The sequence below is a fragment of the Stenotrophomonas rhizophila genome, assembly GCF_000661955.1.
GTDB lineage: Bacteria > Pseudomonadota > Gammaproteobacteria > Xanthomonadales > Xanthomonadaceae > Stenotrophomonas > Stenotrophomonas rhizophila.
In genome coordinates this window covers 1,378,463-1,402,693 of sequence record NZ_CP007597.1, presented here as the reverse complement: position 1 = coordinate 1,402,693, position 24,231 = coordinate 1,378,463, and the positions used below count along the sequence as shown (strand labels likewise).

20 protein-coding genes are annotated in these 24,231 nt (G+C 68.6%); 7 read left to right on the top strand and 13 right to left on the bottom strand.

Annotated elements, in window-relative coordinates; all coding sequences use genetic code 11:
• Nucleotides 1-129 precede the first annotated feature (129 nt).
• The 7 genes from DX03_RS05885 to DX03_RS05855 all read right to left on the bottom strand — a co-directional run bounded on the left by DX03_RS05885 (nucleotide 130) and on the right by DX03_RS05855 (nucleotide 7,808).
• Nucleotides 130-1,434: a hypothetical protein gene (locus DX03_RS05885; protein ID WP_038687148.1), complete on the bottom strand. Its 1,305-nt coding sequence runs from the start codon at nucleotides 1,432-1,434 to the stop codon at nucleotides 130-132.
• 48 nt (nucleotides 1,435-1,482) lie between these two features.
• Nucleotides 1,483-2,241: a hypothetical protein gene (locus DX03_RS05880; protein WP_038687146.1), complete on the bottom strand. Its 759-nt coding sequence runs from the start codon at nucleotides 2,239-2,241 to the stop codon at nucleotides 1,483-1,485.
• An 8-nt stretch (nucleotides 2,242-2,249) separates the two neighbouring features.
• Nucleotides 2,250-2,948 carry a C39 family peptidase gene (locus DX03_RS05875; RefSeq protein WP_038687144.1) on the bottom strand — a complete coding sequence of 233 codons (699 nt, stop codon included), beginning with the start codon at nucleotides 2,946-2,948 and terminating at the stop codon, nucleotides 2,250-2,252.
• Nucleotides 2,949-3,083: 135 nt separating this feature from the next.
• Complete coding sequence (locus DX03_RS05870) at nucleotides 3,084-4,493, bottom strand: hypothetical protein (protein ID WP_038687142.1); 1,410 nt, start codon at nucleotides 4,491-4,493, stop codon at nucleotides 3,084-3,086.
• A gap of 44 nt (nucleotides 4,494-4,537) precedes the next feature.
• Nucleotides 4,538-5,176: a hypothetical protein gene (locus tag DX03_RS05865; protein WP_038687140.1), complete on the bottom strand. Its 639-nt coding sequence runs from the start codon at nucleotides 5,174-5,176 to the stop codon at nucleotides 4,538-4,540.
• Entirely contained in the window at nucleotides 5,173-5,712 is a 540-nt protein-coding gene (locus DX03_RS05860) for a hypothetical protein (RefSeq protein WP_038687138.1), read from the bottom strand. The genes DX03_RS05865 and DX03_RS05860 overlap by 4 nt, the downstream gene beginning before the upstream one ends.
• 767 nt (nucleotides 5,713-6,479) lie before the next feature.
• Complete coding sequence (locus DX03_RS05855; protein ID WP_038687136.1) at nucleotides 6,480-7,808, bottom strand: dicarboxylate/amino acid:cation symporter; 1,329 nt, start codon at nucleotides 7,806-7,808, stop codon at nucleotides 6,480-6,482.
• 149 nt (nucleotides 7,809-7,957) lie between these two features.
• On the opposite strand from DX03_RS05855, the gene DX03_RS05850 reads away from it, so the two are divergent.
• The 5 genes from DX03_RS05850 (at nucleotide 7,958) to DX03_RS05830 (ending at nucleotide 12,746) form a co-directional block, all read left to right on the top strand.
• On the top strand, nucleotides 7,958-9,667 hold the full coding sequence (locus tag DX03_RS05850) for an alkaline phosphatase (protein WP_038687135.1): 1,710 nt from the start codon (nucleotides 7,958-7,960) through the stop codon (nucleotides 9,665-9,667).
• Nucleotides 9,667-10,227, top strand: a complete 561-nt coding sequence (locus DX03_RS05845; RefSeq protein WP_038687132.1) for a hypothetical protein — start codon at nucleotides 9,667-9,669, stop codon at nucleotides 10,225-10,227. Before DX03_RS05850 ends, DX03_RS05845 begins: the two co-directional genes overlap by 1 nt.
• Nucleotides 10,228-10,294: 67 nt before the next feature.
• Nucleotides 10,295-11,581, top strand: coding sequence for a tRNA lysidine(34) synthetase TilS (gene tilS / locus DX03_RS05840; RefSeq protein ID WP_038687130.1), 1,287 nt, complete (start codon nucleotides 10,295-10,297; stop codon nucleotides 11,579-11,581).
• Between the two features lie 36 nt (nucleotides 11,582-11,617).
• On the top strand, nucleotides 11,618-11,878 hold the full coding sequence (locus DX03_RS05835) for an exodeoxyribonuclease VII small subunit (protein WP_038687128.1): 261 nt from the start codon (nucleotides 11,618-11,620) through the stop codon (nucleotides 11,876-11,878).
• Nucleotides 11,868-12,746, top strand: coding sequence for a polyprenyl synthetase family protein (locus tag DX03_RS05830; protein WP_038687126.1), 879 nt, complete (start codon nucleotides 11,868-11,870; stop codon nucleotides 12,744-12,746). The genes DX03_RS05835 and DX03_RS05830 overlap by 11 nt, the downstream gene beginning before the upstream one ends.
• A gap of 449 nt (nucleotides 12,747-13,195) precedes the next feature.
• On the opposite strand, the gene DX03_RS05825 is transcribed toward DX03_RS05830, so the two are convergent.
• Together DX03_RS05825 and pmbA are read right to left on the bottom strand one after the other, a co-directional pair.
• A complete protein-coding gene (locus tag DX03_RS05825) occupies nucleotides 13,196-13,573 on the bottom strand; it encodes a DUF4870 domain-containing protein (protein ID WP_038687123.1) in 378 nt (125 codons plus the stop codon).
• Nucleotides 13,574-13,651: 78 nt separating this feature from the next.
• A complete protein-coding gene (pmbA, locus tag DX03_RS05820) occupies nucleotides 13,652-15,019 on the bottom strand; it encodes a metalloprotease PmbA (protein WP_038687121.1) in 1,368 nt (455 codons plus the stop codon).
• 69 nt (nucleotides 15,020-15,088) lie between these two features.
• On the opposite strand from pmbA, the gene yjgA reads away from it, so the two are divergent.
• Nucleotides 15,089-15,706 (top strand): ribosome biogenesis factor YjgA, encoded by a 618-nt coding sequence (yjgA, locus tag DX03_RS05815; protein WP_038687119.1) that lies wholly within the window; start codon nucleotides 15,089-15,091, stop codon nucleotides 15,704-15,706.
• A gap of 83 nt (nucleotides 15,707-15,789) precedes the next feature.
• Here the strand turns inward: yjgA and tldD are convergent, their stop codons facing one another.
• The 4 genes from tldD to DX03_RS05795 are packed head-to-tail and all read right to left on the bottom strand — an operon-like array spanning nucleotide 15,790 to nucleotide 23,302.
• On the bottom strand, nucleotides 15,790-17,235 hold the full coding sequence (gene tldD, locus DX03_RS05810; protein ID WP_038687117.1) for a metalloprotease TldD: 1,446 nt from the start codon (nucleotides 17,233-17,235) through the stop codon (nucleotides 15,790-15,792).
• A gap of 54 nt (nucleotides 17,236-17,289) precedes the next feature.
• Entirely contained in the window at nucleotides 17,290-21,168 is a 3,879-nt protein-coding gene (locus DX03_RS05805) for a YhdP family protein (protein WP_038687116.1), read from the bottom strand.
• A gap of 45 nt (nucleotides 21,169-21,213) precedes the next feature.
• A complete protein-coding gene (gene rng, locus DX03_RS05800) occupies nucleotides 21,214-22,701 on the bottom strand; it encodes a ribonuclease G (protein ID WP_038687114.1) in 1,488 nt (495 codons plus the stop codon).
• Nucleotides 22,694-23,302, bottom strand: coding sequence for a Maf-like protein (locus tag DX03_RS05795; RefSeq protein ID WP_038687112.1), 609 nt, complete (start codon nucleotides 23,300-23,302; stop codon nucleotides 22,694-22,696). The genes rng and DX03_RS05795 overlap by 8 nt, the downstream gene beginning before the upstream one ends.
• Before the next feature lie 131 nt (nucleotides 23,303-23,433).
• Here DX03_RS05795 and DX03_RS05790 point away from each other — a divergent pair, with 131 nt between their 5' ends.
• Complete coding sequence (locus DX03_RS05790; RefSeq protein WP_038691947.1) at nucleotides 23,434-24,168, top strand: SIMPL domain-containing protein; 735 nt, start codon at nucleotides 23,434-23,436, stop codon at nucleotides 24,166-24,168.
• Nucleotides 24,169-24,231: the final 63 nt, after the last annotated feature.

Here is a 24,231-nt window from a genome sequence, read left to right as displayed (position 1 = left end):
TCCTTGGCAAAATAAAGGAGGAGGCCGACGCGCAGGCGTCGGCCGGGGGACATTTGCACAAGGGCCTGCCGGCCGCCGAGGGGCCCCGACGCTGCCGGCACGCCCGAACGGAGCCGCACACCCCGCCACTCACAGCATGTACGGCACTTTGAAGGCGAGGGTGAAGTCGGGCGCGTCCGGGGTCAGGCCGATGCCCAGCAGGCTCACCAGCGTGGTATTGCGGTTCAGCGCGTAAGTGATGCCCAGGTTCAGCGTGCCAGCGTTGGCGTCGCTGCCGATCACCTTGAACCACTGCCCATCGCGGTAGCGCGTGGAGGCCCGGCTGCTCAGCTTGTCGCTGAAGGAAATGCTCAGGCTGGTGCGCTCGTTGAAGGCGAATGCCACGCCCGCACCGAAGTAGTACGACCCGCCCAGCTTCACCTCGCCCGGGTTGACCGTATCCGGGTTGGCATCCAGGTCGTCGAAGCTGCGCGGGAAGGAATGGATGTAGCCGATATTGGCGAACAGGATCGCCGGGTCGGCGGTCTTCACCGCCGACAGGCCCACGTTGGCCTGCCACACCCCGTTGCCGGTGGGCTGCTGTTCGGGCACCGCGAAACGGATGAAGTCATCGTCGTCGCGCTCCAGCACCTTCCAGTCCAGGCCATACGGCGCGCGTCCGGTGGGTGCGGTCGCGCCTACGGTAAGCACCGTTTCCGGCCAGCGACCATGCTCGGCGAACAGCCGGTAGTTGGCGCTCAGGCCAACATCCCCGATGCCGTTGCCGGTGGTCTCTTCCTGGGCGATCGCCGCGGCCGAACCGCCGGCACCGCCCTTCTGGAACACGGTCTTGCGCGCCAGGTAGGGCACGTCCAGGTTCAGGGTAAGCCGGGGGCTCACGCCCCAGCGCGCGGCCAGGTTGTAGGTGAGCGTGTCCGACTCGACGTTCTCGATGGCGATGTTGCCCAGGAAGATCGCATCCAGCGCCAGGAAGCCGTTGAGCGTCACCTGCTTGCGGTCATAGCGCGAGTAGGTGAGGCTGTTTTCCACGGTGAAGCGTCGGCTGAACAACGCCGCCTGCTGTTGCTTCACGTCATCCACGCTGCGCCGCGAGGCCTGCTTGGCCTGCTGCGCCTCTTCGGCGCTGCTGGCGTAGCCGTCCGCGCTGGCGGGGGCGGCCGGGGTACCGGCGGGCAGCGGTGGGGGTGGCGGGGCTGCACCGGCCACCGGCGCGGTCTTGCCCGTGAGCCGGGCCTGCATCGCCTGCACCTGCATGTCCAGTTCGCGCAACCGGCGCACTTCCTGCGCGTAGTTGGCCTTGAGGGTTTCCAGCTGCGCGATCAGCGCCTTGACGTCGGCCTCATCGGCCGGCGCGGCCTGCGCATGCGCGCCGGCCGCGGCCATCAGTGCCAGCGCCGCCAGCGCCAGCGGTGTTACGCGTGTCGAGGTATGCATTGCCTTGGTCCACGTTGTGGTGTCACTCCCCCTGCCCGGCCACGGGGACTACTGGCCGGGACCCATGCCGACACCCCGCACCAGCGTCATCGCCTGGGCCACGTTCTGGCTGAGCGGGACGTTGCTGGCCAGCGATTGCCGGACAAGATCGATCTGCATGCGATTGCTTACGGCCTGGCCGTCGCTGCCCAGGGCGATGCTCTGCCCGACACTGCCGCTGCGGATCCACTGCTGTACCGCGCCGACGCCGTCGATCTGCAGCTGCACCTTGGCGTTGTTGCCGTCCAGTTGCGCCACCGCGCTGACCCCGCCCTGCTGCAGGCTGGCCAGGTGCTGGCCCTGCGCCGCCGGTGCGGGTGCATCGCCGTCGCGCACGTTGAGGTGGGTGGTATTGCTGGCCACGTTGCCGTCACCGGCAACCTGGATGCTCTGGGTCAACCCGGCCACGTTCTGCAGGCCGCTGGCATCGATGCTGCGCCCGGTGGAGACCGGCAGCGGCGCATCGGCGGCAGTGACCGTCACCGACGGGGTGAAGCTCACCTTCGGCGCACCGCCGGCACGGAAATCCATGCCCAGGGTGAGCGCGCTGGTGGCGGCCTGGTTGCCGCTGTTCCACTGGGTGATCATGGTCACCCCGAACCACGCCACGCTACTGCCATTGACCGTGTAGCGCCCGCGCATCAGGCTCAGTTCGGGATCGGGGATTTCACTGAGGCCCTTGCCGGGCCGTCCTTCATCGGCGTGTGCCGGCAGGGCCCCCAGCAGGGTCAGCAGCAATACACCGTGCGTCCAGCGTGCGATATTCATGGTGCCTCCTAGAACAAGTCGGCATGGGTGAAGCCGAAATCCACCAACTCCGCGTCGGTGATCGGCCCCTGCCGGGCATACAGCGAGCGCGCACTGGGCCGTTCGCCGGGCTGCAGCAGCACCGTGTTGCGATCGAAGTCACTCCCGATCACGATGAACACGGCGCGCGACGGCCACGCCTGCAGAAATTCGCTGACGGGAATGCTGCGGTTGCCCAGGATCGGGTCGGCCACGTCCACCACATCGTTGCGGACCTGCTTGAGGACCACGAAATGGCGGAAGCCACGCACATCCATCAACACCAGACCGGGCACGCGCAGTGAGCGCAGGCGCTCTTCGTTGACGCGGTAGCCGCGTCCGCGCATGCCCATCGATTCAACGTAACGTTTGATGTCCAGCAGCGAGAACCCCCGCTGGTGGACCAGTTGCGGGTCCGAAACCCCCATCATGCCTTCGATCACCGTTCCTTCGTCCGCCTCCAGGTGGTAGGCGTATCGCAGGATCGTGGCCAGGGCCGCCGCGCCACAGCTGTAATCGGTGTGTTGCCGCACCACGTTGCGGAAGCGCCGTTCCTGCATGCTTTCCACACGCTGGGTCAGCACCGCGCCGTTGGGCAGCACGCCACTGAAGCCGACATCGCCGGCACGCGCGGCGCCGAACGGCAGCATCAGCAGCAACAACGACCCGTACAGCGCGTGCTTGAACATTGGCGTGGCTCCGGATAAGGAAGGAGCCCCTGCCCCAAAGGGGGAGAATGGGACAGGGGCCCCCGGGGGCCCGGCCATTGGCGGATGGCCGGGTTTGTTGCGCTCAACGCGTACTGCTTGCGAAAACGGACAAACTTACTCGCCGGTGCCGCCGCCACCGCCCCCGGTGGACGGCTGGGCAACTGCCAGGGCCAGACTGTTGGCCTGCAGGTTGCCGGTACCGGAGGCCACGTTCACCCCGATGTTGCCGGAGGCGCCGGAGAACGCACTGCCGGACAACGCCGCGGTGTTGGTCGCATCCACGTTCACCCAGCGGGTGGTGGACACGGTGCCGCTCAAGCTGGCATACAGATCGGCCACGCCGAGTTCGACGAACCGGCTGGTGCCGCTCTCATCGGTATCAAAGGCGATACCGCCCACGCCTTCCCGGTTCGGGTTGGCCGTTGCATTCTGGATCTCGTTGTCCATGTCGATGTGGCCGGTTGCATTGCCACTCGGATGGTCGAGTTCACCATTCCAGGTATCCAGGTAGTAGTTGTCCTTCTGGTACGCATTGCCGCTGCCGCTGTAGGTACCGGCGCCGACGGCGAGCGTGCCACCGGCCACGCGCCCACGCAGGCTGACGTTGACGGTGTCGGTCATGGAGCGCAGGTAGCCGGCGTTGGCAACGGTGTTGCCGGTGGATACCTGGTTGGAGCTGATGCTCGAGGTGGCATAGGCACTGGTGGCCACGGAGGCAGCGAGCGCATTCTTCTGCTCGTTGTTGTTGCCCGAGGCGACGTTGGCACCGATGTTGCCCGAGGCGCCGCTGAAGGCATTGCCGCCCAGGCCCGCAGCGTTGGTCACGCCGGAGTTGAGGGTGGTGTTGCCCGCGCCGTACTGGTTGACGAACACTTCGGCGTCGGCCATGCCGAAGCTGAAGGAGGCGTCTGCCGCGGACAGCGAGGCGGCGTTGTCCTGCGCGTTGTTGTCGCCGGCTGCCACGTTGAAGCCGAGGTTGCCGGAGGCATCGGCGCCGACGTCATCGGCGATCGAGGCGCTGTTGGTGACCAGGCTGTTGGCGGCGTTGTTGTTGGTGATCGACTGGCGGTTGTCGATGATGGCGATCGCGGCCGAATCGAGGTCGATCGAGCCGGTGATTTCCGGGTCGCCGGAGAAGTTCACATCCGAGCTCAGGCGCATGTCCTTTTCAAGGTTCACGTCGACGCCGTGGTTGTTCTTTTCCTTGCGCTCGTCAGCCTGGATGTTGCTGTTCTCGTTCACCGTAACGTTGCGGTTGCGGGTGACGTTGCTGTTGACGGTGGTATTGCTGGTGGAGTTGTTGTTGGTGGTGGTGTTGCGGGTCCGGTTCCAGGTACGCGAATCGGTATCCGTATCGGTGTTGGTATTGGTGTTGGTGCGCGTCTCGGTCACGTTGTGGACGTGGTTGATGTTCGCATTCTGGTTCTGGTTGTCGCGATCGTTGCCCCAGCCGTTGGCGCCGGCGGAAGCAGACGCGGCGGCAATGGCCAGCGCAAGTACGGTCCGTTTCATGTTGGTGTTCATGGTGCCCTCTCTCTCATCACAGACAATCGGGTGGATGTGACTACTCACGGGGTGGACTGCACCGAGATGCTCAGTTGATTGGCGGTGGCGTTGCCGGATCCCGCGATCTGATTGAGTTGCAGGACGCCGTCGAAGCCCTGCAGCGCGGTGGCTTCCACCGCCACGCTGCGGGTTCCGGCCGGCCGGCCGCGAGTGACGGCCGCCTGCCCCCCTGCTGACACGAGCGCCCCCGATGAGGCCAGGGCCTCGTCGTTCGACTCGCGTATGCCCTGTTGCGCCAGCGTGGCGGTGACGACGTTGAGCGTCGCGTTGCCGGCCCCGCTGGCCTGGTTGATCATGGCGACGCCGCGGGCGCCGCTCAGTGCCTGTCCGCCGATGGTGGCGCTGGCATCCATCGGGCCGTCGCCGAGCACCTGGTTGGCGCTGTGTTGCTGGCGGGCGTTGATGGCAATGTGTGCGTTGGTGCCGTTGGCGATGCCAAGCAGGTTGGCCTGCTGGTTGAGGTCGCCGGCGGTCATGTTGACGGTGATGGCACCGTCGGCGCCGGACAGCGCGCGGCCGTCGATGCGGCTGGTATTGAGGTAGGTGAGCATGGTGGCGTAGTCATCGGGCTGCTGCGCGTGGAGCGGCAGGGGCGATGCGATGACGGTGGCCAGCAGGAGGGTGCGGTGCAGGCGGTTCATTTGCCGGGCCCGCCCGCAGGTTGGCCGAGCGGGAACTGCGCAAGCGCGCCGCGCACCTGGTCGCCGATGCCGCGGGTGGCGCCAGTGACGGCGCCCATGGGCCCGCCGATGGCGTTGCTGAGCTGGCCGCCGGAGAGCATGCCGCTGTCGGTGACTTTGCCCAGGGTGGAGGTGACGTTGGTACCGGTGACGCGTTCGATGGTGGTCTGGGTGTGGGTTACGCCGGCGCCGGTGTTGGAGCCCAGGGATGCATAGTCGTCGTCGCTGAGTTCGTCCATGCCGGTGGAGGTGCCCAGGGCCTGGCTGACTTCGCGCTTGGGCGAGGGGTCGGCGATGAGGGCCATGCCGGGAGGCGCGGGCCGGTAGGCCGGCCGGGCGGAGACGTCGCGCAGGAGGACGATTTCACCGGGCTGTGCTTTGACGCCCTGGCGTGCGCCGGAGGCCTGGGCGGCCATCGGCAGGGCCAGCGCGGTGGCGAGCAGCCAGAGTGCGGTGGTGGTGGTGGTGGTGGTGCGGTGTGCAACAACGCTGTCCATGGCGCCCTCCTCGAAACATGCGGAGGGGTAACGCAGCAATCGTGCCAACTCCACACGCGAGCAAACACGGGCCTTCGCCGCCGCCCAGGGTGTAACGCCGCAACAGCGTTGTTACAGATTCGTTGGAGATAACATCTGCTGAACAAGCGCATCACACGACCGACAAGCCCGCCGCTGCTCGGTTCTTCGTGGGTGTATCACCTGTGTTACACCGGCTGATACACCGTTTACAGCGCGTAGTCAGGTTGGTCGCACGCACTCCGGGGGCGAAGAGCGGCGGTTGCCTTGTGCTCCTAAGCTGGGCTGGGGTGGGTGGGCAGAGCAACAGGCAACAGCACGGCAATCCTCTGACTCCATTGCGACACCAGCGTTCGAGCTTCGGCTAACTGGGGAAAGGAAGTGCATGTGCCTTTGCAGTGCAACTCTTGCTCTCCTGTGCACACCGACTCAGTGTGGATGGGTCGGCATGGGTGGGTAGCCGGGACCCTGAGCGCCATGGATGGCGCGACGGAGCCTACACGGGTGAGGACGCATTGCTTGCGAGGCATTGCCTCGCATGCGTCCGAACGCACAGCCGCCAGCGGCTGGGCCGGGCCGCGGAGCGGGACTTGCGGCGTGTCCCGGATACCCACCCATGCCGACCCACCCCAGCAACACTCGGACACCGGCTTTGAGCAGTTGAAGTTGAAGTTGAAGTTGCTTTCAGCTTCTAAAAAAAAACAGGCCCGCTTTCGCGGGCCCATCCTCATCACCTTCGAACGTACCACTCAGGACGCGCGTTTCTCCAACTCGTCCACGCCCAGATTGGTGGATGGATTGTCGTACACCGACTTGTCCAGCAACCCGGTCTCCTTGGCCACCAGCACCGGCACCAGCATCTGCCCGGTCACATTGGTCATCGTGCGCATCATGTCCAGGATCCGGTCGATCGCATACAGATACCCGATGGTCTCCAACGGCAGGTTCGCCGCGCTCAACACCACCGTCGCCATCACCACCGCCGTGCCCGGCACGCCCGCCGTACCGAAACTGCCCAGCACCGACGCGATCAACACCACGATGTACTGCTCCGGCGTCAACGGCACCCCCGTGTACTGCGCGATGAACACCGCGCACAACGCCGGATAGATCGCACCACAGCCATCCATCTTGATGCTCGCGCCCAACGGCACCGCGAACGACGCGTAATCCTTGTTCACGCCCAGATTGTGCGTGATCGACCGCATCGCCGCCGGCATCGCCGCAAAGCTCGACGAACTCACGAAGGCTACCTGCATCCCCGGCGCCGCCCCGCGGAAGAACTTCAGCGGATTCAACCCGTGCGACAGCAGCAGCCCGCCGTACACCACCACGATATGGAACGCGCAGGCCACGTACAGCGCCAGCACGAAGTTGCCCAACGGCAGCAGCTTCTCGAACCCATAACTGCCCACCAGCCCGGCGATCAACCCGAAGGTTCCCAGCGGCGTCATCTCCAGCACGAAGCGCGTCACCTGGATCATGATGTCGCTCATCTGCCCGGTCAGCTTGCGCGCCTCGGCCACCTTGTCGCCCAGCTTCACCATCGCAAAGCCCAGCAGCCCGGCGAAGAAGATCACCGGCAGGATCGACCCGCGCCCCGCCGCCAGCACCGTCTCACCGGCCGCGTTCACCCGCGTGCCAATGCCCGTCAGCGCGTAGAACACGTTCGACGGCACCACGTCCATCAGCACCTTCACCACGCTGGGCACTTCGCGCGGCGTGTAGCCGTGGTCCATGCTCAGGCTCAGGTTGCCCGTGCCCGGCTGCAGGATCGTGCCCACCGCCAGCCCCACGCACACCGCAAGCGCCGCGGTGATGATGAACCACAGGAACGTGCGCCCGCCCAGGGCTGCCACCGACTTTTGCCCGTGCAGCGAAGAGATTGCGTTGATCACCGCGAAGAACACCAGCGGCACCGCGATCATCTTGATCAGCGTCACGTACAGGTCGCCCAACGGGCCGAACCAAACCTCGGCCGCCGGACCCAGCAACCACCCGGCCAGCGCACCCAGCACGAAGCCGCCCAGCACGCGTTGCCAGAACGGAATCCGCAACCACGCAGAAACCAGCTTCATGAGCTTTCCAGAGAGAATTCGACAGCTAGGCACCTTAGCCCAACCGCGCCCGCGGAACGAGGCGCACACGGAAAATCAGCGTGTCATCGGCGTGCCTTGCGCCGTTCTGCATAATGAACGCCCGATTCACCTGTGAGATATGCCCGTCCATGTCCCGTTCCACGTCCCTGGTGGCGGCCATCGCCACCACCCTGCTGCTCGGCGCCTGCGCCACCGGTACCCCCGCCGCCACGGCCCCCGGCGCGGTTGCCATCGATGTTCCCGCCGTGGCCCACCCGGCCGGTGAAACCCCCCAGTGGTGGTACCGCAGCGGGGCCGCCCGTGCCGCCGGCAGCGGCGCCATGGACGGCAAGGCCAAGAATGTCATCCTGTTCCTGGGTGACGGAATGAGCCTCACCACGGTCGCCGCCGCGCGCATTTTCGAAGGCCAGCGCAACGGCAACCCGGGTGAAGAGAACCTGCTGTCCTGGGAGCGCTTCCCGGCCACCGCATTCAGCAAGACCTACAACACCGACTCGCAGACCCCCGATTCGGCCGGCACCATGACCGCCATCACCACCGGCGTGAAGACCCACATGGGCGCCATCGGCGTCAGCGCCGGCACCCGCAACGACTGCGCCGACAGCCTCAACAAGGGCCTGCTGACCTGGCTGCAGCTGGCCGACAGCGCGCACATGGCCACCGGCATCGTGTCCACCGCGCGCCTGACCCACGCCACCCCGGCCGCCACCTACGCGCACTCGCCCGAGCGCAACTGGGAAAACGACACCGACGTGCCCGACGCCGCCAAGGCCGCCGGCTGCACCGACATCGCCCAGCAGCTGCTGTCCACCGCGCGCTATGGCCGTGGTCCGCTGGTTGCCCTGGGCGGCGGCCGCGGTGAATTCACCACCGTGGAAGAGCGCGATCCCGAGTATGACGACAAGGTCGGCCAGCGCCTGGACGGCCGCAGCCTGGTCACCGAATGGCAGCAGGCCCACCCGCAGGGCGCCTATGTCTGGAACGCCAAGCAGCTGCAGGCCGCGCGCAATGCCCCGGCGCTGCTGGGCCTGTTCGAGCCGGACCACATGCGCTACGAGATCGAGCGCAAGGACGACCCGTCCGGCGAGCCCAGCCTGGCCGAGCTGACCAAGGCTGCCATCAGCACCCTGTCCCGGCACAAGGAAGGCTACGTGCTGATGGTCGAGGGCGCGCGCATCGACCATGCCAACCACAGCGGCAACGCGTACCGCGCCCTCAGCGATACCGTGGCCCTGTCCGATGCCGTGCGCGCAGCCGTCGAGGCAACCTCCGACCAGGACACCCTGATCATCGTCACCGCCGACCATTCGCACACCCTGAACTTCGTCGGTTACCCGGCCCGCGGCAACCCGATCCTGGGCAAGGTCAAGGACAAGGGCGGCGAAGACGGCGTGGGCGGCCTGGACGTGGCCCGCGACGGCCTCGGCCTGCCCTACACCACGCTCAGCTACGCCAACGGCCCCGGTTACACCGGCGCCACCAACCAGCAGCCGGCCGGCCCGAAGGTGTATCCGCACAACCCGAGCAGCTTCGACCCGGCCGCCGGTCGCCCGGACCTGAGCCACGTGGACACCGAGCACCCCGATTACATGCAGGAAGCGCTGGTGCCGACCAAGAGTGAAACCCATGGCGGCGAAGACGTCGGCATCTGGGCACGCGGCCCGGGCAGCAAGGCCATCCGCGGCACCATGGAGCAGAACACGATCTACCACATGATCGTGCAGGCCACCCCGCGCCTGCGCCAGCGCCTGTGCGAGGCCGGCACATGCGACGCCAAGGGCGTGCCGGTGGACCTGCCCACGCCGAAGGCGTTCGAGCGCAAGGCCGACGCCAACTGATGCCGGCACGCACGCCGGCCGCACGCCGCAGGGGCCGCCACGCGCGGCCGCTGTTGCTGGCGGCCGGGCTGGCCTGGGCTGGCACCGCGCTGGCCCAGGCACCGGCCTGCCAGGTGCTCACCGAGGAACACGGCCTGTGGGCGTTGCCCGGCTGCGAGGTGGTCAATGGCGCGCCACGGATCGCCGCCAGCGTCCTGCCCGATCTCCCCTACGATGCCGACGGGCTGGCGGCGGTATATGCCGCCGGCAGCTTCCACTACGTGACCCGTACCGGCCGCACCCAGGCCGTGCTGACCTGGGACAGCGGGCCGGATTACGTTGAGGAGGGCCTGCTGCGCGGCCGTATCGGCCCACGCGTCGGCTACTTCACCGCCGCGCTGGAGCAGGCGTTCCCGGCCACGTTCGATTTCGCCTGGCCCTTCGCCGACGGCATCGCCCAGGTCTGCAATGGCTGCCGCCCCGGCACACCCGACGGCGAGGGCCACACGCCGGTGGAAGGCGGCCACTGGTTCCATATCAATCGCCAGGGCATCCGCGTGCCCGAACCGACCACCCCCTGACCGCCGTGCGTGGCGAGCCTGGCCCGCAGCGTCGATACTGCCTCCCTGCCTGAGCCTGCCCGAACCGATGTCCTCGCCCCTGCCCCATCTCTCCGCTGCCCCCCGCCCGGTCCTGGTGGGCTTCAGTGGTGGACTCGATTCCACCGTGCTGCTGCATTGGCTGGCGCAGTCGGCTGCGCAGCGCGATGCCGGCCTGCGTGCGGTGCACGTGCACCATGGCCTGCAACCGGCTGCCGACGCGTGGGCGCAGCATTGCCAGGCGATCTGCACGGCCTGGAACATCGACCTGCAGGTGATCGGCGTCGACGTGGCCCGCGACAGCGGCCACGGCCTGGAAGCGGCCGCGCGCCATGCCCGCCGCGATGCGTTCGCCAGCGCCCTGCGCCCGGGCGAACAGCTGGCCCTGGCCCATCACCGCGACGACCAGGCCGAAACCTTCCTGCTGCGCGCCCTGCGCGGGTCCGGGGTGGATGGGCTGGCCGCAATCCGCAGCGAGGCGCCGTTTGCCACCGGTACGGTGTGGCGCCCGCTGCTGCAGGTGCCGCGCGCCGCGCTGCTGGCCTATGCGCAGTCGCAGGCGCTGCACTGGGTTGACGACCCCAGCAATGCCAGCGACGAGGCCGACCGCAATTTCCTGCGCCTGCACGTGTTGCCGCTGCTGCAGCAACGCTGGCCGCAGGCCGATGCCGCCTTCGCACGCAGTGCCGCACTCTGCGCGCAGGCGCAGCAGTTGCTGGACGTGTCCGACCAGGACGCCCTGCGGCGCTGCAGCCTGGCCCCCGGCGTGCTGGATGGCACGCGCCTGCTGCGGCTGCCGCGCGAACGCCGTGCCCGCCTGCTGCGCCAATGGGTGCGCAACTGCGGGCTGCCGCCGCTGCCTGCCGCCGGGGTGGACGCCATCGAGCGCGACCTGCTGCCGGCCGCACACGACGCCGACGCCCAGTTCGCCTGGCAGGGCGCGCGGATCCGCCGGTGGCGCAGCGAACTGCACCTGCTGTCGGCCACGCTGGCGCTGCCCCCGCACTGGAGCGTGCACTGGGATGGCCGTGCGCCCTTGGCGCTGCCCGACGGCGGCCAGCTGGAGCTGTTGGGCGCCAGCCAGCTGGCCACGCCCCTGCAGGTGAGCGCGCGCCGCGGCGGTGAGCGTATCCAGTTGCCCGGGCGCACCCACTCCCATGCGCTCAAGGACCTGCTGCAACAGCGGGGGCTGCCGCCGTGGCAGCGGCGCCAGCTGCCGCTGTTGTTCGACGGCGCGGTGCTGATGGCGGCCGGCGACCGGGTCATCGCCGCACCGCTGCAGCATTGGCTGGATGAACACCACGCACAGCTGCGCTGGACCCCGGGCGCGGCGTGAATTGACCCCGCTGGGTTGGCGCATCACACTTGTCCCATGCCCAAGAAGTCCCCCAACGAAACCTCCCCGGTCGTCCACTTCGAGCAGTCGCTGGAAGAGCTGGAACAGCTGGTGGAGAAGATGGAAGCCGGTGATCTGAGCCTGGAACAATCGCTCAGCGCCTACGAGCGCGGCGTCGGCCTGTACCGCCAGTGCCAGCAGGCGCTGGAACAGGCCGAACTGCGCGTGCGCCTGCTCAGCGACCCGGCCCGCCCCGACACCGCCGAACGCTTCGATCCACCCGGCCATGATGGTTGAGCCTACGTTCGCGCGTTGGCGCGACCGCATCGAAAGCCAGCTCGACGCCAGCCTGCCTTCTCCCGAACACGCACCGCAGCGCCTGCACCAGGCGATGCGCTACGCGGTGCTCGGCGGTGGCAAGCGCATGCGCCCGCTGCTGGTGTATGCCAGCGGCCAGGTGTTCGGTGCCGACGAGCACGCACTGGATGCACCGGCAATGGCGGTGGAACTGATCCACGCCTATTCGCTGGTGCACGATGACCTGCCGGCGATGGACGACGACGCGCTGCGTCGCGGCCGTCCCACTACGCACATCGCCTTCGACGAAGCCACCGCGATCCTCGCCGGTGATGCGCTGCAGACGCGTGCGTTCGGCCTGCTGGCCGATGCCGCGCTGCCGGCGCTGTTGCGCGTGCACTGCCTGCAGGCGCTGACCCACGCTTCCGGCGCCGCCGGCATGTGCGGTGGCCAGGCGCTGGACATCGATGCCACCGGCCATGCGCAGCCGCTGGCTTCATTGCAGCGCATGCATGCACTGAAGACCGGTGCGCTGATCCGCGCGGCGGTGCGGATGGGCGCGTTGTGTGGCGATGCGCCGCAGACCGACCTGCTGCAGCTGGATGATTTCGCCAGTGCACTGGGGCTGGCGTTCCAGGTGCGCGATGACATCCTGGACGTCGAAGCCAGTTCCGAACAGCTGGGCAAGACCGCCGGCAAGGACGAGGCGCAGGCCAAGTCGACCTTCCCCGCCCTGCTCGGCATGGATGGCGCCAAGGCCGAACTGGCCGCACTCAGCCAACGCATGCACGACAGCCTGGCCGGCTACGACGAACGCGCCGATGCCTTGCGTGCGCTGGGGCGGCTGGCGGTCGAACGCGATCACTGAGCGGCAAACAGCACCACACAGAAAAGGTCCTTCGCCCCTATGCGGGGCGAGCAGAAACGTGCTTTAGCCCTTTGCAGACGCAGCTGTCGGCGGGTCGGGCGCTGGGCCCCGATACCCTTTCCGGCGAATGTCCTCCGGCGTCGGCCTGCGGCCGCCCCCTCCCCCTTGATTTCGCCTCCAAGGGCATCGGGGCCCAGCACCCGACCCGCCGACCACCGTCCCAAAAGCGTCGCGTCCACCTGCGCACCGCAAGCCGAGCCCCGTAGCCGCCGGTAGGCTCCTGGGCAAAATAAAGGAGGAGGCCGCGCCACGCGGCCGGGGGACATTTGCACCAGGGGCCTACCGGCGGGTGCGGGGCCCTCACGCGCGCGGCCGGCCCGATCGGAGATGCCAGCCAAAAAAACGCCCGGCAGTGCCGGGCGTTTTTTGTTTCCACACTGCGGGACTGATTACTTGATCAGGCGCAGGGTGAACGGGTAGCGGTACGCTTCGCCGTTGTTCGCCTTCACCGCGGCGATGATGCAGAAGACCAGGTTCAGGATGCCGACCAGCGGGGCCAGCAGGCCGCCGATGATCACGATCATCAGCACGAACGAAATCAGCATCGCGATGGTGATGGTGATCTGGAAGTTCAGCGCTTCCTTGGCCTGGTCGGTCACGAACGACTTGCTGCTGTCATCCTTGTTGATCATCCAGATGATCAGCGGGCCGATGAACCAGGTGAAGATGCCCAGGATGTGGGCCACCAGCGCCATGGTGCGCTGATCGGCCGGCGCGGTGCCGGTCGGGGCCGGCGGCGGGGCGGTGACGTTGTCGAATTCGCTCACGGTGAAACTCCTTGTTCGGTGTGTGTAGGTATTGCGCGACAGGCTCCCCGCCTGCCAGAGCAGCCGGGATAGGATACGTCAATCGTTGCCTGCAACGGTCATCCGCCCGACCAGGATCGAACCGACCTGCACGTGCGAGCGACGGTCCACGTCACTGCCCACGGCCTCGATGCTCGCGAACATGTCCTTGAGGTTGCCGGCAATGGTGACGCCATCGACCGGATAGCTGATTTCGCCGTTCTCCACGCGGAAGCCACCGGCACCGCGCGAGTAGTCGCCGGTCACCCCGTTGACGCCCTGGCCCATCAGCTCGGTGACCAGCAGGCCCTCGCCCATCTGCCGGGCGATGGAGGCCAGGTCGCCGGCATTGGCCGCCACCTTCAGGTTGTGCACGCCGCCGGCATTGCCGGTGGTGGTCAGGCCCAGCTTGCGCGCCGAGTAACTGCCCAGGATGTAGCGCTGCAGCACGCCGTCGGTGATCAACGCCGCGTTGCGGGTGGCCACGCCATCACCGTCGAACGCCGACGAACGCAGCCCGCGGCGCAGCAACGGCAGCTCCTCCACCTGGAACCAGTCCGGGAACAGGCGGGTGCCGACGCTGTCGAGCAGGAAGCTGGCCCGCCGGTACAGCGCGCCGCCGGATACCGCGCCAAGCAGGCTGCCGATCAACGACCGCGCTACCTCCGGCGAATACAGCACCGGCATCTGCGCGGTCGCCATGGAGCGCGGCTGCAGCCGGGCCACGGTGCGTTCGGCGGCACGGCGGCCGATCGCGGCGGCCGATTCCAGGTCTTCACGGGCCAGCGCGCTGCTGTACCAGCCATCGCGCTGCATGCCGTCGCCCTGCCCGGCGATCAGCGCGCAGCCCACCGAGTGGTGGCTGCTGCGCTCGCGGCCGATGAAACCATGTGAATTGGCGTACACCGACAGGCTCTGCGAGGTGGCGGCCGAGGCGCCATCGGAGTTGCTGATGCGGCCATCGGCCTCGCGCCCGGCCGCTTCACAGGCCAGGGCCAGGTCCAGCGCCTCGTCGGCGCCCAGGTCCCAGGGGTGCCAGCCGTCCAGATCGGGGAACGCGCGCGCCATCAGGGCGGCCTCGGCCAGCCCGGCCGCGGCGTCGTCCTCGGTGTGCCGGGCAATGGCGCAGGCCTGGGCCACGGTCGATTCCAGGCTGGCGTCCTGCAGGTCGGCGGTGCTGGCGCTGCCCTTGCGCTGGCCGAAGTAGACGGTCACCGCAATGCCGCGGTCGCGGGTGGATTCCACCGTTTCCACCTCGCCCAGGCGCACATTCACGTCCAGGCCGCGCTCGTCGCTGCAGCTGACCTCGGCCTGGCTGGCGCCCATGGCTTTGGCCCGTTCCAGCAGGCGTTGGGAGATGTCGGCCAGCTGTTCCAGGCGCTGCAGGCTGTCGTCGGCCGGGGAGACTTCAGGGGAGATCACGTTCAATGCTTTATCCTGTACGGGTGAGTGCCTGGCGCAACGCGGGGCACAGTTTACGGATGTGGAAATAAGACGATGCGCGGACGCGACGAAGATACCGGTGAATTCCTAGACATCAGCCGTAGCCAGAACCGCCGGGACGCCCTGGACGTGCTGGCGCTCGGCGAGAAGCTGGTCGCGCTGACCCCGGCCCAGCTGGCCCGGGTGCCGGTGCCCGAAGACCTGCTGCCGCATATCGCCGAGGCCAAGCGCATCACCGCGCACATCGCCCACAAGCGCCAGCTGGCGTTCCTGGCCAAGCACATGCGCCGCGAGGACGATGCCGCGCTGGATGCCATCCGCGATGCGCTGGATGCCAACAGCGAAACCTCGCGCCGTGAAGTGGCCACCATGCACCGCGTGGAAGACTGGCGCGAGCGCCTGTTGAAGGACGGCGACAAGGCGCTGGGCGCGCTGCTGGACGAATACCCGCATGCCGACCGCCAGCAGCTGCGCACGCTGGTGCGCAACGCCCAGGCCGAGAAAGCCAAGAACAAGCCGCCGCGCGCCTACCGCGAGATCTACCAGCTGCTGCGGACGCTGCTGCTGCCGGCCGCGCTGGGCCTGGATGCGGCCAACCTGACCTCGGCCGACGACCTGGATGACCAGGACGACCGGCACGACCAGGACGGCGACGACACCGCCGAAGACTGAGCCCGGCTGCCCACGCGGCGGTGCCAGCCCAGGGCTGGCCCCCGCGGGGCGCTCGAACCGGCAGCACGGGCGCATCGCCTGGCTCAGGCCTGGGTGCCGCCCACGGTGATGCCATCGATCAGCAGCGACGGCTGGCCCACGCCCACCGGCACGCTCTGGCCATCCTTGCCGCAGATCCCCACGCCCTCGTCCAGGGCCAGGTCGTTGCCGATCATGCGGACCTTCTGCATGGTTTCCGGCCCGTTGCCGATCAGCGTGGCGCCCTTCACCGGCGCGGTCACCTTGCCGTCCTCGATCAGGTAGGCCTCGGTGGCCGAGAACACGTACTTGCCGCTGGTGATGTCGACCTGGCCGCCGCCGAAATTGACCGCGTACAGACCCTTCTTCACCGAGCGGATCATTTCTTCCGGATCGTGCTGGCCGGCGCGCATGTAGGTGTTGGTCATGCGCGGCATGGTCATGTGCGCGAACGATTCACGGCGGCCGTTGCCGGTCGGGGCCACGCCCATCAGGCGCGCGTTGAGCGAATCCTGCATGTAGCCGACCAGGATGCCGTCCTCGATCAGCGTGGTGCACTGGGTGGGATGGCCCTCGTCGTCGATGTTGAGCGAACCGCGGCGCCCGTCCAGGGTGCCGTCATCGACGATGGTCACGCCCGGGGCCGCCACGCGCTCGCCCACGCGGCCGGCATAGACGCTGGTGCCCTTGCGGTTGAAGTCGCCTTCCAGGCCGTGGCCCACCGCCTCGTGCAGCAGCACGCCGGGCCAGCCCGGGCCGAGCACCACGGTCATCACCCCGGCCGGGGCCGGGATCGCCTCCAGGTTCACCAGCGCCTGGCGCAGCGCTTCGCGGGCAAACCGCTCGGGGCGGTCGTCGGCGAACAGTTCGGCATAGCTGTAACGGCCGCCGCCGCCGGAATAGCCGGACTCGCGGCGCCCGTGCTGCTCCACGATCACCTGCACGTTCAGCCGCACCAGCGGCCGGATGTCGGCCGCCAGCACGCCGTCGCTGCGCGCGATCAGCACCGTGTCCACGCCGCCGGACAGGCTCACCATCACCTGCTGCACGCGCGGGTCGGCGGCGCGCAGGTACCGGTCCAGGCGCTTGAGCACCTCGACCTTGGCTTCGTTGCCCATGCCGTCGATCGGGTCCAGCGCCGGGTACAGCGCGCGGCCGTTGCCACGCACCAGCGAGCGCGCCTGCTGCGCCCCGCCCTCGCGTGAGATCGCGCGGGCCGACTGCGCCGCCGCCAGCAGCGCGTCGCGGTGGATGTCGTCGGAGTAGGCAAAGCCGGTCTTTTCGCCGGCGATGGCGCGCACGCCGACGCCCTGCTCGATCGAATGGGCGCCGTCCTTGACGATGCCGTCCTCCACGCTCCAGCTTTCGCGCCGGGCGTGCTGGAAATACAGATCGCCAAAATCGATGCCCGGGCCCAGCAGGGTGCCGAAGGTACGTTCCAGTCCACCGGCATCGAGCCCGGCGGGCAGCAGCAGGCGGTCGTTTGCAAGGGTAAGTGCGTTATCGGTCATGTCATCTATCTGAGGGCGCGGGCCACGTTCGCAACCCGGGCGCGGGAAAGGAGGTCAGCGTACCGGGGGCGGCAACGCAGCGGGAGCCGCCCGTGGCGGCGGGGCATCGTCACGGTCGATCACCTCGACCTTGGGTTCGGCCCAGGGGCCGGTTACCCGGTAGGTCTTGGCCCCGATCGCCCCCAGCGGCTTGCCCAGCACCGCATTGGCCGCCGCACCCACGGCGGCGCCCACCGGTCCGCCGGCGACCGCGCCGACCACGGTGAGCAGGTTGCCGGCACGCGGGTTGACGTCGATGGTCTGGTCGAACTGCTGGCGGCGCAGGTCGGTCTGGCCGCGGATGCTGATGTTGGCCGCCGGGCCTTCGATCAGCACCTTGTCGGTGGTGGCCATGCCGTTGGCGAACTCGAGCGCGCCCTCGACCTGGTTGAAGGCAAAGCCCTTGGAGAAGAAGTCACGGAAATCGAACATCAACCGGCGCGGCAGCTGGGTCACGCTGAGCAGGCCCAGCACACGCCCGGCGCCGGGCTCCAGCTCCAGCAACTGGCCGTTGCGCGCGTGGACCTGCATCTGCCCCTGCAGCGCGCCCAGCTGGAAGTCCGACGGACCGCCCTGCCAACCGGCGTCCAGGCTGAGCTGGCCCTGGCCACCGCGCAGCTGGCCGCCGTAGTCGAGGTTCTGCATCAGGCCGCCCAGGTCCTCGCTTTTCACGTCCACATTGACCTGGGTGCGTGCAGCGGCGCCCATGCCCAGCCAGCGGCCCTGGATGTCGATGGCCTGCTTGGGCGCGCGGAACTGCAGCTGGTCCACGCTCAGGCCGTTGCCGAACGGGCGCGTGCGCAGCACCGCCTGGCCCAGCTTGGCCTTGCCGAACTGCAGGTCCTCGATGTCCAGCGCCAGCGGCGGAATCTTCGCCGGGTTGGTGTCGTTGGCACTGGCCTGGACCCGGGCCGGCAGGGTGGCATCGGGCGGCAGAAGGATCGGTGCGCCATCGGAGGGCACCTTGGCCGGGGTCGGCAGCGACTGCCAATGCACGCGGCTGAGCTTGCCGACGATGGTGCCGCCCTCGGCATTGGGCACGCTCAGGGTGCCCGCCAGCGAGGGGCCGTCCAGGCGCACTTCCACCGTGGACGGCGTAGGCCGCAGCTGCAGCCGGGTCTGCGCGAACACGCCCCCGGCCAGCAGCAGCTGCCCGACCTGCACATCCACCTGGCGCAACGGCATGGCGTCCTTGCCGTCACCGCCATCGGGCGTGCGCGCCAGGCCGATCCATTCCAGGGCATCCAGCGACCCGCTGCGGCCATTGACCGCCAGCCCACTGGCCGGCGGGTCGCGGTCGACCCGGTCGCTGCCCAGCGTCACCTGCACGCCGGTCTGGTTGTTGTGGGTGCGGGCGGCCAGGGCCAGGCGCTGGCCAAAGGCCACGTCCACCCGGCCGCTGCCCATCGGCAGCTGGGCGTTGACCGTGGTTGCCAGCGGCACGCCCGGGTCCTTGTCCAGCGGCGCCGGCAGGTCCAGGCGGGTGCCGACCAGGTCCGACCGCAGGGTCAGCAGGGTCGGCGGCTCGGTCTTCGCGCCGGCGGCCACCTTGGGCAGGGTCACCCCGATCGTCCAGCGCGCGTTGCCGGCGATGTAGGGCTTGAGCCAGTTCAACTCGGGCGCGCGGTCCAGCAAGGCACCGGCATCCAGCGACGCGGTGAGTTCGGATTCGAAGGCCTGCTGCGGGTCGCGCACGAAGCCCCCGGCGCGCAGGCTGAGCAGCCCGTCCTGGCCCAGGTGGCGCACGTTGAGCCCTTCGGCACCGAAACCGTCGCGGCTGTAGCGGGCCTGGCCCCGCATGCCGTCGAAGGCCAGCGCGAAGCGTTTTTCGGTCAGCGCCACGCCCTGCAGGTCGACCGTGCCCAGCATGTGGCCCGGCCCCTGGTCGGGATGCAGCGGCTGCAGCAGGTCATAGCTGACCTTGGCCGGGCCCTTGGCGGTTAGATTGTCCAGGGTCTCGGCATAGGTGGCGTGCAGCGGGCTCTGCTTGAGCATCGCCAGCAGGGCCCCGGTCTCGGTCTGGGTGGTGGCCTTCACGTACAGCGGGGTTTCGCCGAAATCCACGATACCGGCATCGAAGTGGTTCACCGCCACGCCGGCCAGGTCGCCGCCGCCGTGCAGTTCAAAGCCGGGCCCGATGAAGGCGATGTCGGCGTCCACCTTGCCCATGGCCGGCCAGTCATGCTGGAAGCGGATGGTGCCGTTGCTGATATGCCCGGTGGCCTCGAAGCGACCGTTGTTGCGGTCGAACGGCCAGTCGTCGAGGTCACCGCTGACCAGGCCCACGCCGTTGCGGACCTGCCCGGCCACCAGCGCGGCATCCAGCCAGTCGGTGGCCCCCTTGCTCATCCTGGAGTGGATCCAGAAGCGCTTGGCCACGGTCATCGGCACGTCGTCGATGCGCGCGGCCAGTTGCAGCCACGGCCGGGTGCCGTCGCCCTGGAACCAGACACTGCCGCGCACATCGGCGGCGTAGTCGGTGCCCTGCACGCGCAGCGCCGGGGTGCCGAACCGCCAACCGCCGGCTTCGTCGCGCCAGCCCACCAGCTGCCCGGCCAGGCGCACGTCGTGGCGCTGGCCGAAGCCGGTGGGCCAGTCGAAGTGCATCACCCGGTTCGGTTGCAGGTCCAGCTGGAAACCGTCGGCGTCGGCGCTGAAGCGCCCGCCCACGCCACTCAGCCCGGGCGCATGCCCGGACGGTGCAAAGCCGACGTCGGCCAGTTCGCCCTGGATCGACACCGGGCCGCCGCGTTCGGCGGCGACCCGCACCTGGGTCATGCGCGCATGCGGCGCGGCGTGCTGCAGCCACTCACGCAGACCTGGTTCGATGCGATCGCTGAGCGCCAGCCCGCGCAGCAGCGCGGTGGCATCGATGTTGTCGCCGGCCAGGGCCATGTGCTGGCCGCCGGCCAGCAGCAGGCCGTCCAGGCGCTGCACCTCGCTGCTGCCGGCCAGGCCGATGCGCAGCTGCGGCGCGTCGGCGCGCCAGCCGCCGGTCACCCAGCGCCAGCGCGCGCGCAGCTGCAGGGTATCCAGCGCCAGCTGCGGGCGTTTGCCATCGGCCAGCGGGGCGCCGCGCAGCCGCAGATCCTGCAGGTCGGCGTCGGCGGTGACCATCACCGGGCGGTGGTCGCGCAGGTCGACCCAGGCATTGAGCTCCCCGGTGCCTTGCTGCAGCGATACCCCGGCGAACTGGAGCAGGTGCGACCAGGCGCGGAAATCGGCCGGGTCGGCCGACAACCAGGCCTGGCCATCACCGTGGCGGCGGTCGAAGTCCAGCACGGCCGTCAGCGGCTGGCCGTTGACGTCGGCCCACGCGCGCGCGCCCACGCGCAGGCGTTGGCCATTCACGCGCAGGCGCAGGTCGATGCGCGGCAGCTCGGCCTGCAGGTTCAACGAGGGCGCATCCACCCGCAGCCGACCGCCGATCACCTGCAGCTCGCCGAGGCGACGCAGCGCCTCGAGCGGGTCGCCGCTGCCGGCCTGCGGCAGCCCGCGCACCGACCAGCGGCCATCGTCGGCCCGCTGCAGCACCAGGGCCAGGCCGCGCAGGCGCAGTTCGGTCAGCGAGTGGCCCGGCAGCAGCCCGGCATACATCGACACCAGCACCTCGGCCTCGCCGATGGCGATGCCCTGCCCTTCGCCGATGCGCAGGCCCTTCAGTTCCAGCAGGGGCCCGCGGCGGGTCCAGGCGGTATCCAGATGATCGAAGCGCACCGGCTGCCCGGCACGCGCGCTCAACCAGGCCGCCACCTTGTCGGGGTGGCGCTCGGCGAACGGCAACACTTGACTGACGGTGCCCACCAGCACCGCCACGCACACCAACACGATCGCCAATGCATACACGGCATGGCGGCGAATCCTTCGCAGTCGCAGTCGGAGCGGCGTGCTCATCGCAACGCGAAGGCACCGGCGCGCACGCGCGCCAGTGGGCGGGAATCAGAGCAACACAACATCGAACTGCTCCTGCAGGTACTGCTCGTCGGCCTGGAAGCGGATCGACTTGCCAAGGAACTCCTCCAGCTCGGCCACGGCCGTGGATTCCTCATCGGTGATGCGCGCCACCACCTTGGACGAGGCGATCACCAGCAGGCGGGCCGCATCGAACTGGCGCACCGCGCGGGTGATTTCGCGGAAGATCTCATAGGTGACCGTTTCAGCGGTCTTGATCGACCCGCGCCCGCTGCACTCCGGGCACGGCTCGGACAGCTGCCGCTCCAGGCTTTCCACGGTGCGCTTGCGGGTCATTTCGACCAGGCCCAGCGGCGAGAAATCGTAGACGGTGGTCTTGGCGTGGTCGCGCGCCAGGGCTTTTTCCAGGGTGCGCAGCACCTGGCGGCGATGCTCTGCGTCATCCATGTCGATGAAGTCGATGATGATGATGCCGCCCAGGTTACGCAGCCGCAGCTGGCGGGCCACCGCCTGCGCCGCTTCCAGATTCGTGCGGAACACCGTCTCTTCCAGGTTGCGCTGGCCCAGGAACGACCCGGTGTTGACGTCGATGGTGGTCATCGCCTCGGTCTGGTCGATCACCAGGTAGCCACCGGACTTGAGCGGCACCTGCTTGTCCAGCGCACGGCCGATCTCGTCCTCCACCCCGAACATGTCGAAGATGGGCCGGTCGCCGCTGTACAGCTCGATCTTCTCGGCCAGCACCGGCATGTACTTGGCCACGAACGCCTGCAGCTGGGTGAAGGTTTCCTTGGAGTCCACCTTCACCTTGTCCACGTCCTTGCGGATCAGGTCGCGCACCGAGCGCAGCGGCAGGCTGAGGTCTTCGTAGATCACGCTGAGCGGAGCGGCATCGCGGCCGCGCCGCTCCACCACGTTCCAGACCCGCGACAGGTAGGCCACGTCCTCGGCGATGGCTTCGGCCGGCTGGCCCTCGGCGTTGGTACGCACGATGTAGCCGTAGCCCCCGTGCTGGGCCGACAGTTCGGTGACCAGCGACTTCAGGCGTGCGCGCTCGGCCTCGTCCTCGATCCGCGCCGAGACCCCGACCACCTTGGACTGCGGCAGCAGCACCATGTAACGCGAGGGAATGCTGATCTGGGTGGTCAGGCGCGCACCCTTGGTCCCGATCGGGTCCTTGACCACCTGCACCACGATGTCCTGGCCGTCGCGCAGCAGCTCCACGATCGGCACCGACGACGGCGGCGGCAACGTGGTGCCCTCGGTATCCGGGCTGGCCACCGGGGCCGGGCGGATCACATCGTTGGCGTGCAGGAACGCCGCGCGCTCCAGGCCCACTTCGACGAAGGCCGCCTGCATGCCCGGCATCACCCGCTGCACCTTGCCCTTGTAGATGTTGCCCACCACCCCGCGGCGCCAGCCACGTTCGATGTGCAGTTCCTGCAGCATGCCGTTCTCGATGACGGCCACGCGGGTTTCGCGCGGGGTGACATTGACCAGGATTTCTTCAGACATGGGCGACACCCTCCGTTGGCGTGGTGAAAGCAGCGGGCGAAACGCCAAACGCCTGCAGCAACTGCTCGGTCTGTTGCAGGGGCAATCCCATCACACCCGAATAGCTTCCCGCCAGATGGCGGATGTAACGTTCGGCGCCGCCCTGGATGGCGTACGCCCCGGCCTTGCCCATCGGCTCGCCGCTGGCCACGTAGGCCGCGATGGCGGCCTCGTCGATCTCGATGAAGCTCACCTCCGACACCACCAGCACACCGTCCTGGCGGCCGTGGGCCACGACGGCCACCGCGGTCATCACCTGGTGGGTGCGCCCGGACAGGGCGCGCAGCATGGCGGCGGCGTCTTCGGCGTCGACCGGCTTGCCGAACACCCGTCCGTCCAGCACCACTTCGGTGTCCGAGCCGATCACCACCGCCTCGGCATCGGCGGCCACCAGGGCCAGCCCGGCCTGCGCCTTGTCGGCGGCCACGCGCTGCACATAGCCAAGCGCCGACTCATCGGCGGCACGGACTTCAGGTACCTCAAGGTCCAGCGCCCGGAACGGTCGGTCCAGGCGCGTCAACAGTTGGGTACGTCGGGGGGAACGGGAGGCAAGATAAAGCATCGCGGAAGCATAACCTGCGGCCCGTGTCTGAATCGAAAGCAACCGCACCCAATCGCCCCTCAACCCCGGAAAAGCTCACGGAGCGTTCATCGCCCCGACACCAACCTCAACGCCTTCACAAGGAGATGTACATGCGCCGCCCATCCCTGTCCCCGCTGCTGCTCGCCCTGTCCCTTGCCCTGGGAACCTCGATGACCGCCCACGCCCAGACCTCGCCCGCCGTTGCCGTCGCCGCCGACAGCACCCTGCTCAACATCTCGGCCAACGCCGAAGCCAAGCGCGTACCGGACGTGGCCACGCTGTCGGCCGGTGTGGTCACCCAGGCCGTCGATGGCAATACCGCGATGCGCCAGAACGCCGAGCAGATGGTCAAGGTGCTGGCCGCGATCAAGGCCGCCGGCATTGCCGAACGTGACGTGCAGACCAGCGGGGTCAACCTCAACCCGCAGTACCGCTATGTAGACAACGAGCCGCCGAAGATCACCGGCTACCAGGCCAGCAACACGGTCAGCCTGAAGGTGCGCGACATCGCCAAGCTGGGCAAGGTGCTGGACGCGCTGGCCGCCCAGGGCGCCAACCAGATCAATGGCCCGCAGTTCGAGATCGACCAGCCCGAACCGGTGTATGACGAAGCCCGCCTGGCCGCGCTGAAGAAGGCCCAAGCCCGCGCCGAGACCTACGCCAAGTCGCTGGGCCTGCGCGTGCGCCGCATCGTGAGCATCTCCGAGAACGGCGGCGGCAACTTCCGCCCGGTGATGATGCGTGCGGCCGCCGCGCCGATGGCCGCCGATGTGTCCACCCCGGTGTCGCCGGGCGAGTCGTCGGTGTCGGTGAACCTGGACGTGGTGTTCGACCTGGGCCGGTAACGGCCAGCGGTCCATGACATGACGGCGCCTGCGGGCGCCGTCATGCGTTCCGGGCCCGGTTCC

Bases quoted from the DNA above. Each gene is read 5' to 3' on its own strand.
- DX03_RS05885 (WP_038687148.1), bottom strand. From the start codon at position 1,434: ATGCATACCTCGACACGCGTAACACCGCTGGCGCTGGCGGCGCTGGCA.
- DX03_RS05880 (WP_038687146.1), bottom strand. From the start codon at position 2,241: ATGAATATCGCACGCTGGACGCACGGTGTATTGCTGCTGACCCTGCTG.
- DX03_RS05875 (WP_038687144.1), bottom strand. From the start codon at position 2,948: ATGTTCAAGCACGCGCTGTACGGGTCGTTGTTGCTGCTGATGCTGCCG.
- DX03_RS05870 (WP_038687142.1), bottom strand. From the start codon at position 4,493: ATGAACACCAACATGAAACGGACCGTACTTGCGCTGGCCATTGCCGCC.
- DX03_RS05865 (WP_038687140.1), bottom strand. From the start codon at position 5,176: ATGAACCGCCTGCACCGCACCCTCCTGCTGGCCACCGTCATCGCATCG.
- DX03_RS05860 (WP_038687138.1), bottom strand. From the start codon at position 5,712: ATGGACAGCGTTGTTGCACACCGCACCACCACCACCACCACCACCGCA.
- DX03_RS05855 (WP_038687136.1), bottom strand. From the start codon at position 7,808: ATGAAGCTGGTTTCTGCGTGGTTGCGGATTCCGTTCTGGCAACGCGTG.
- DX03_RS05850 (WP_038687135.1), top strand. From the start codon at position 7,958: ATGTCCCGTTCCACGTCCCTGGTGGCGGCCATCGCCACCACCCTGCTG.
- DX03_RS05845 (WP_038687132.1), top strand. From the start codon at position 9,667: ATGCCGGCACGCACGCCGGCCGCACGCCGCAGGGGCCGCCACGCGCGG.
- tilS (WP_038687130.1), top strand. From the start codon at position 10,295: ATGTCCTCGCCCCTGCCCCATCTCTCCGCTGCCCCCCGCCCGGTCCTG.
- DX03_RS05835 (WP_038687128.1), top strand. From the start codon at position 11,618: ATGCCCAAGAAGTCCCCCAACGAAACCTCCCCGGTCGTCCACTTCGAG.
- DX03_RS05830 (WP_038687126.1), top strand. From the start codon at position 11,868: ATGATGGTTGAGCCTACGTTCGCGCGTTGGCGCGACCGCATCGAAAGC.
- yjgA (WP_038687119.1), top strand. From the start codon at position 15,089: ATGCGCGGACGCGACGAAGATACCGGTGAATTCCTAGACATCAGCCGT.
- tldD (WP_038687117.1), bottom strand. From the start codon at position 17,235: ATGACCGATAACGCACTTACCCTTGCAAACGACCGCCTGCTGCTGCCC.
- DX03_RS05805 (WP_038687116.1), bottom strand. From the start codon at position 21,168: ATGAGCACGCCGCTCCGACTGCGACTGCGAAGGATTCGCCGCCATGCC.
- rng (WP_038687114.1), bottom strand. From the start codon at position 22,701: ATGTCTGAAGAAATCCTGGTCAATGTCACCCCGCGCGAAACCCGCGTG.
- DX03_RS05795 (WP_038687112.1), bottom strand. From the start codon at position 23,302: ATGCTTTATCTTGCCTCCCGTTCCCCCCGACGTACCCAACTGTTGACG.
- DX03_RS05790 (WP_038691947.1), top strand. From the start codon at position 23,434: ATGCGCCGCCCATCCCTGTCCCCGCTGCTGCTCGCCCTGTCCCTTGCC.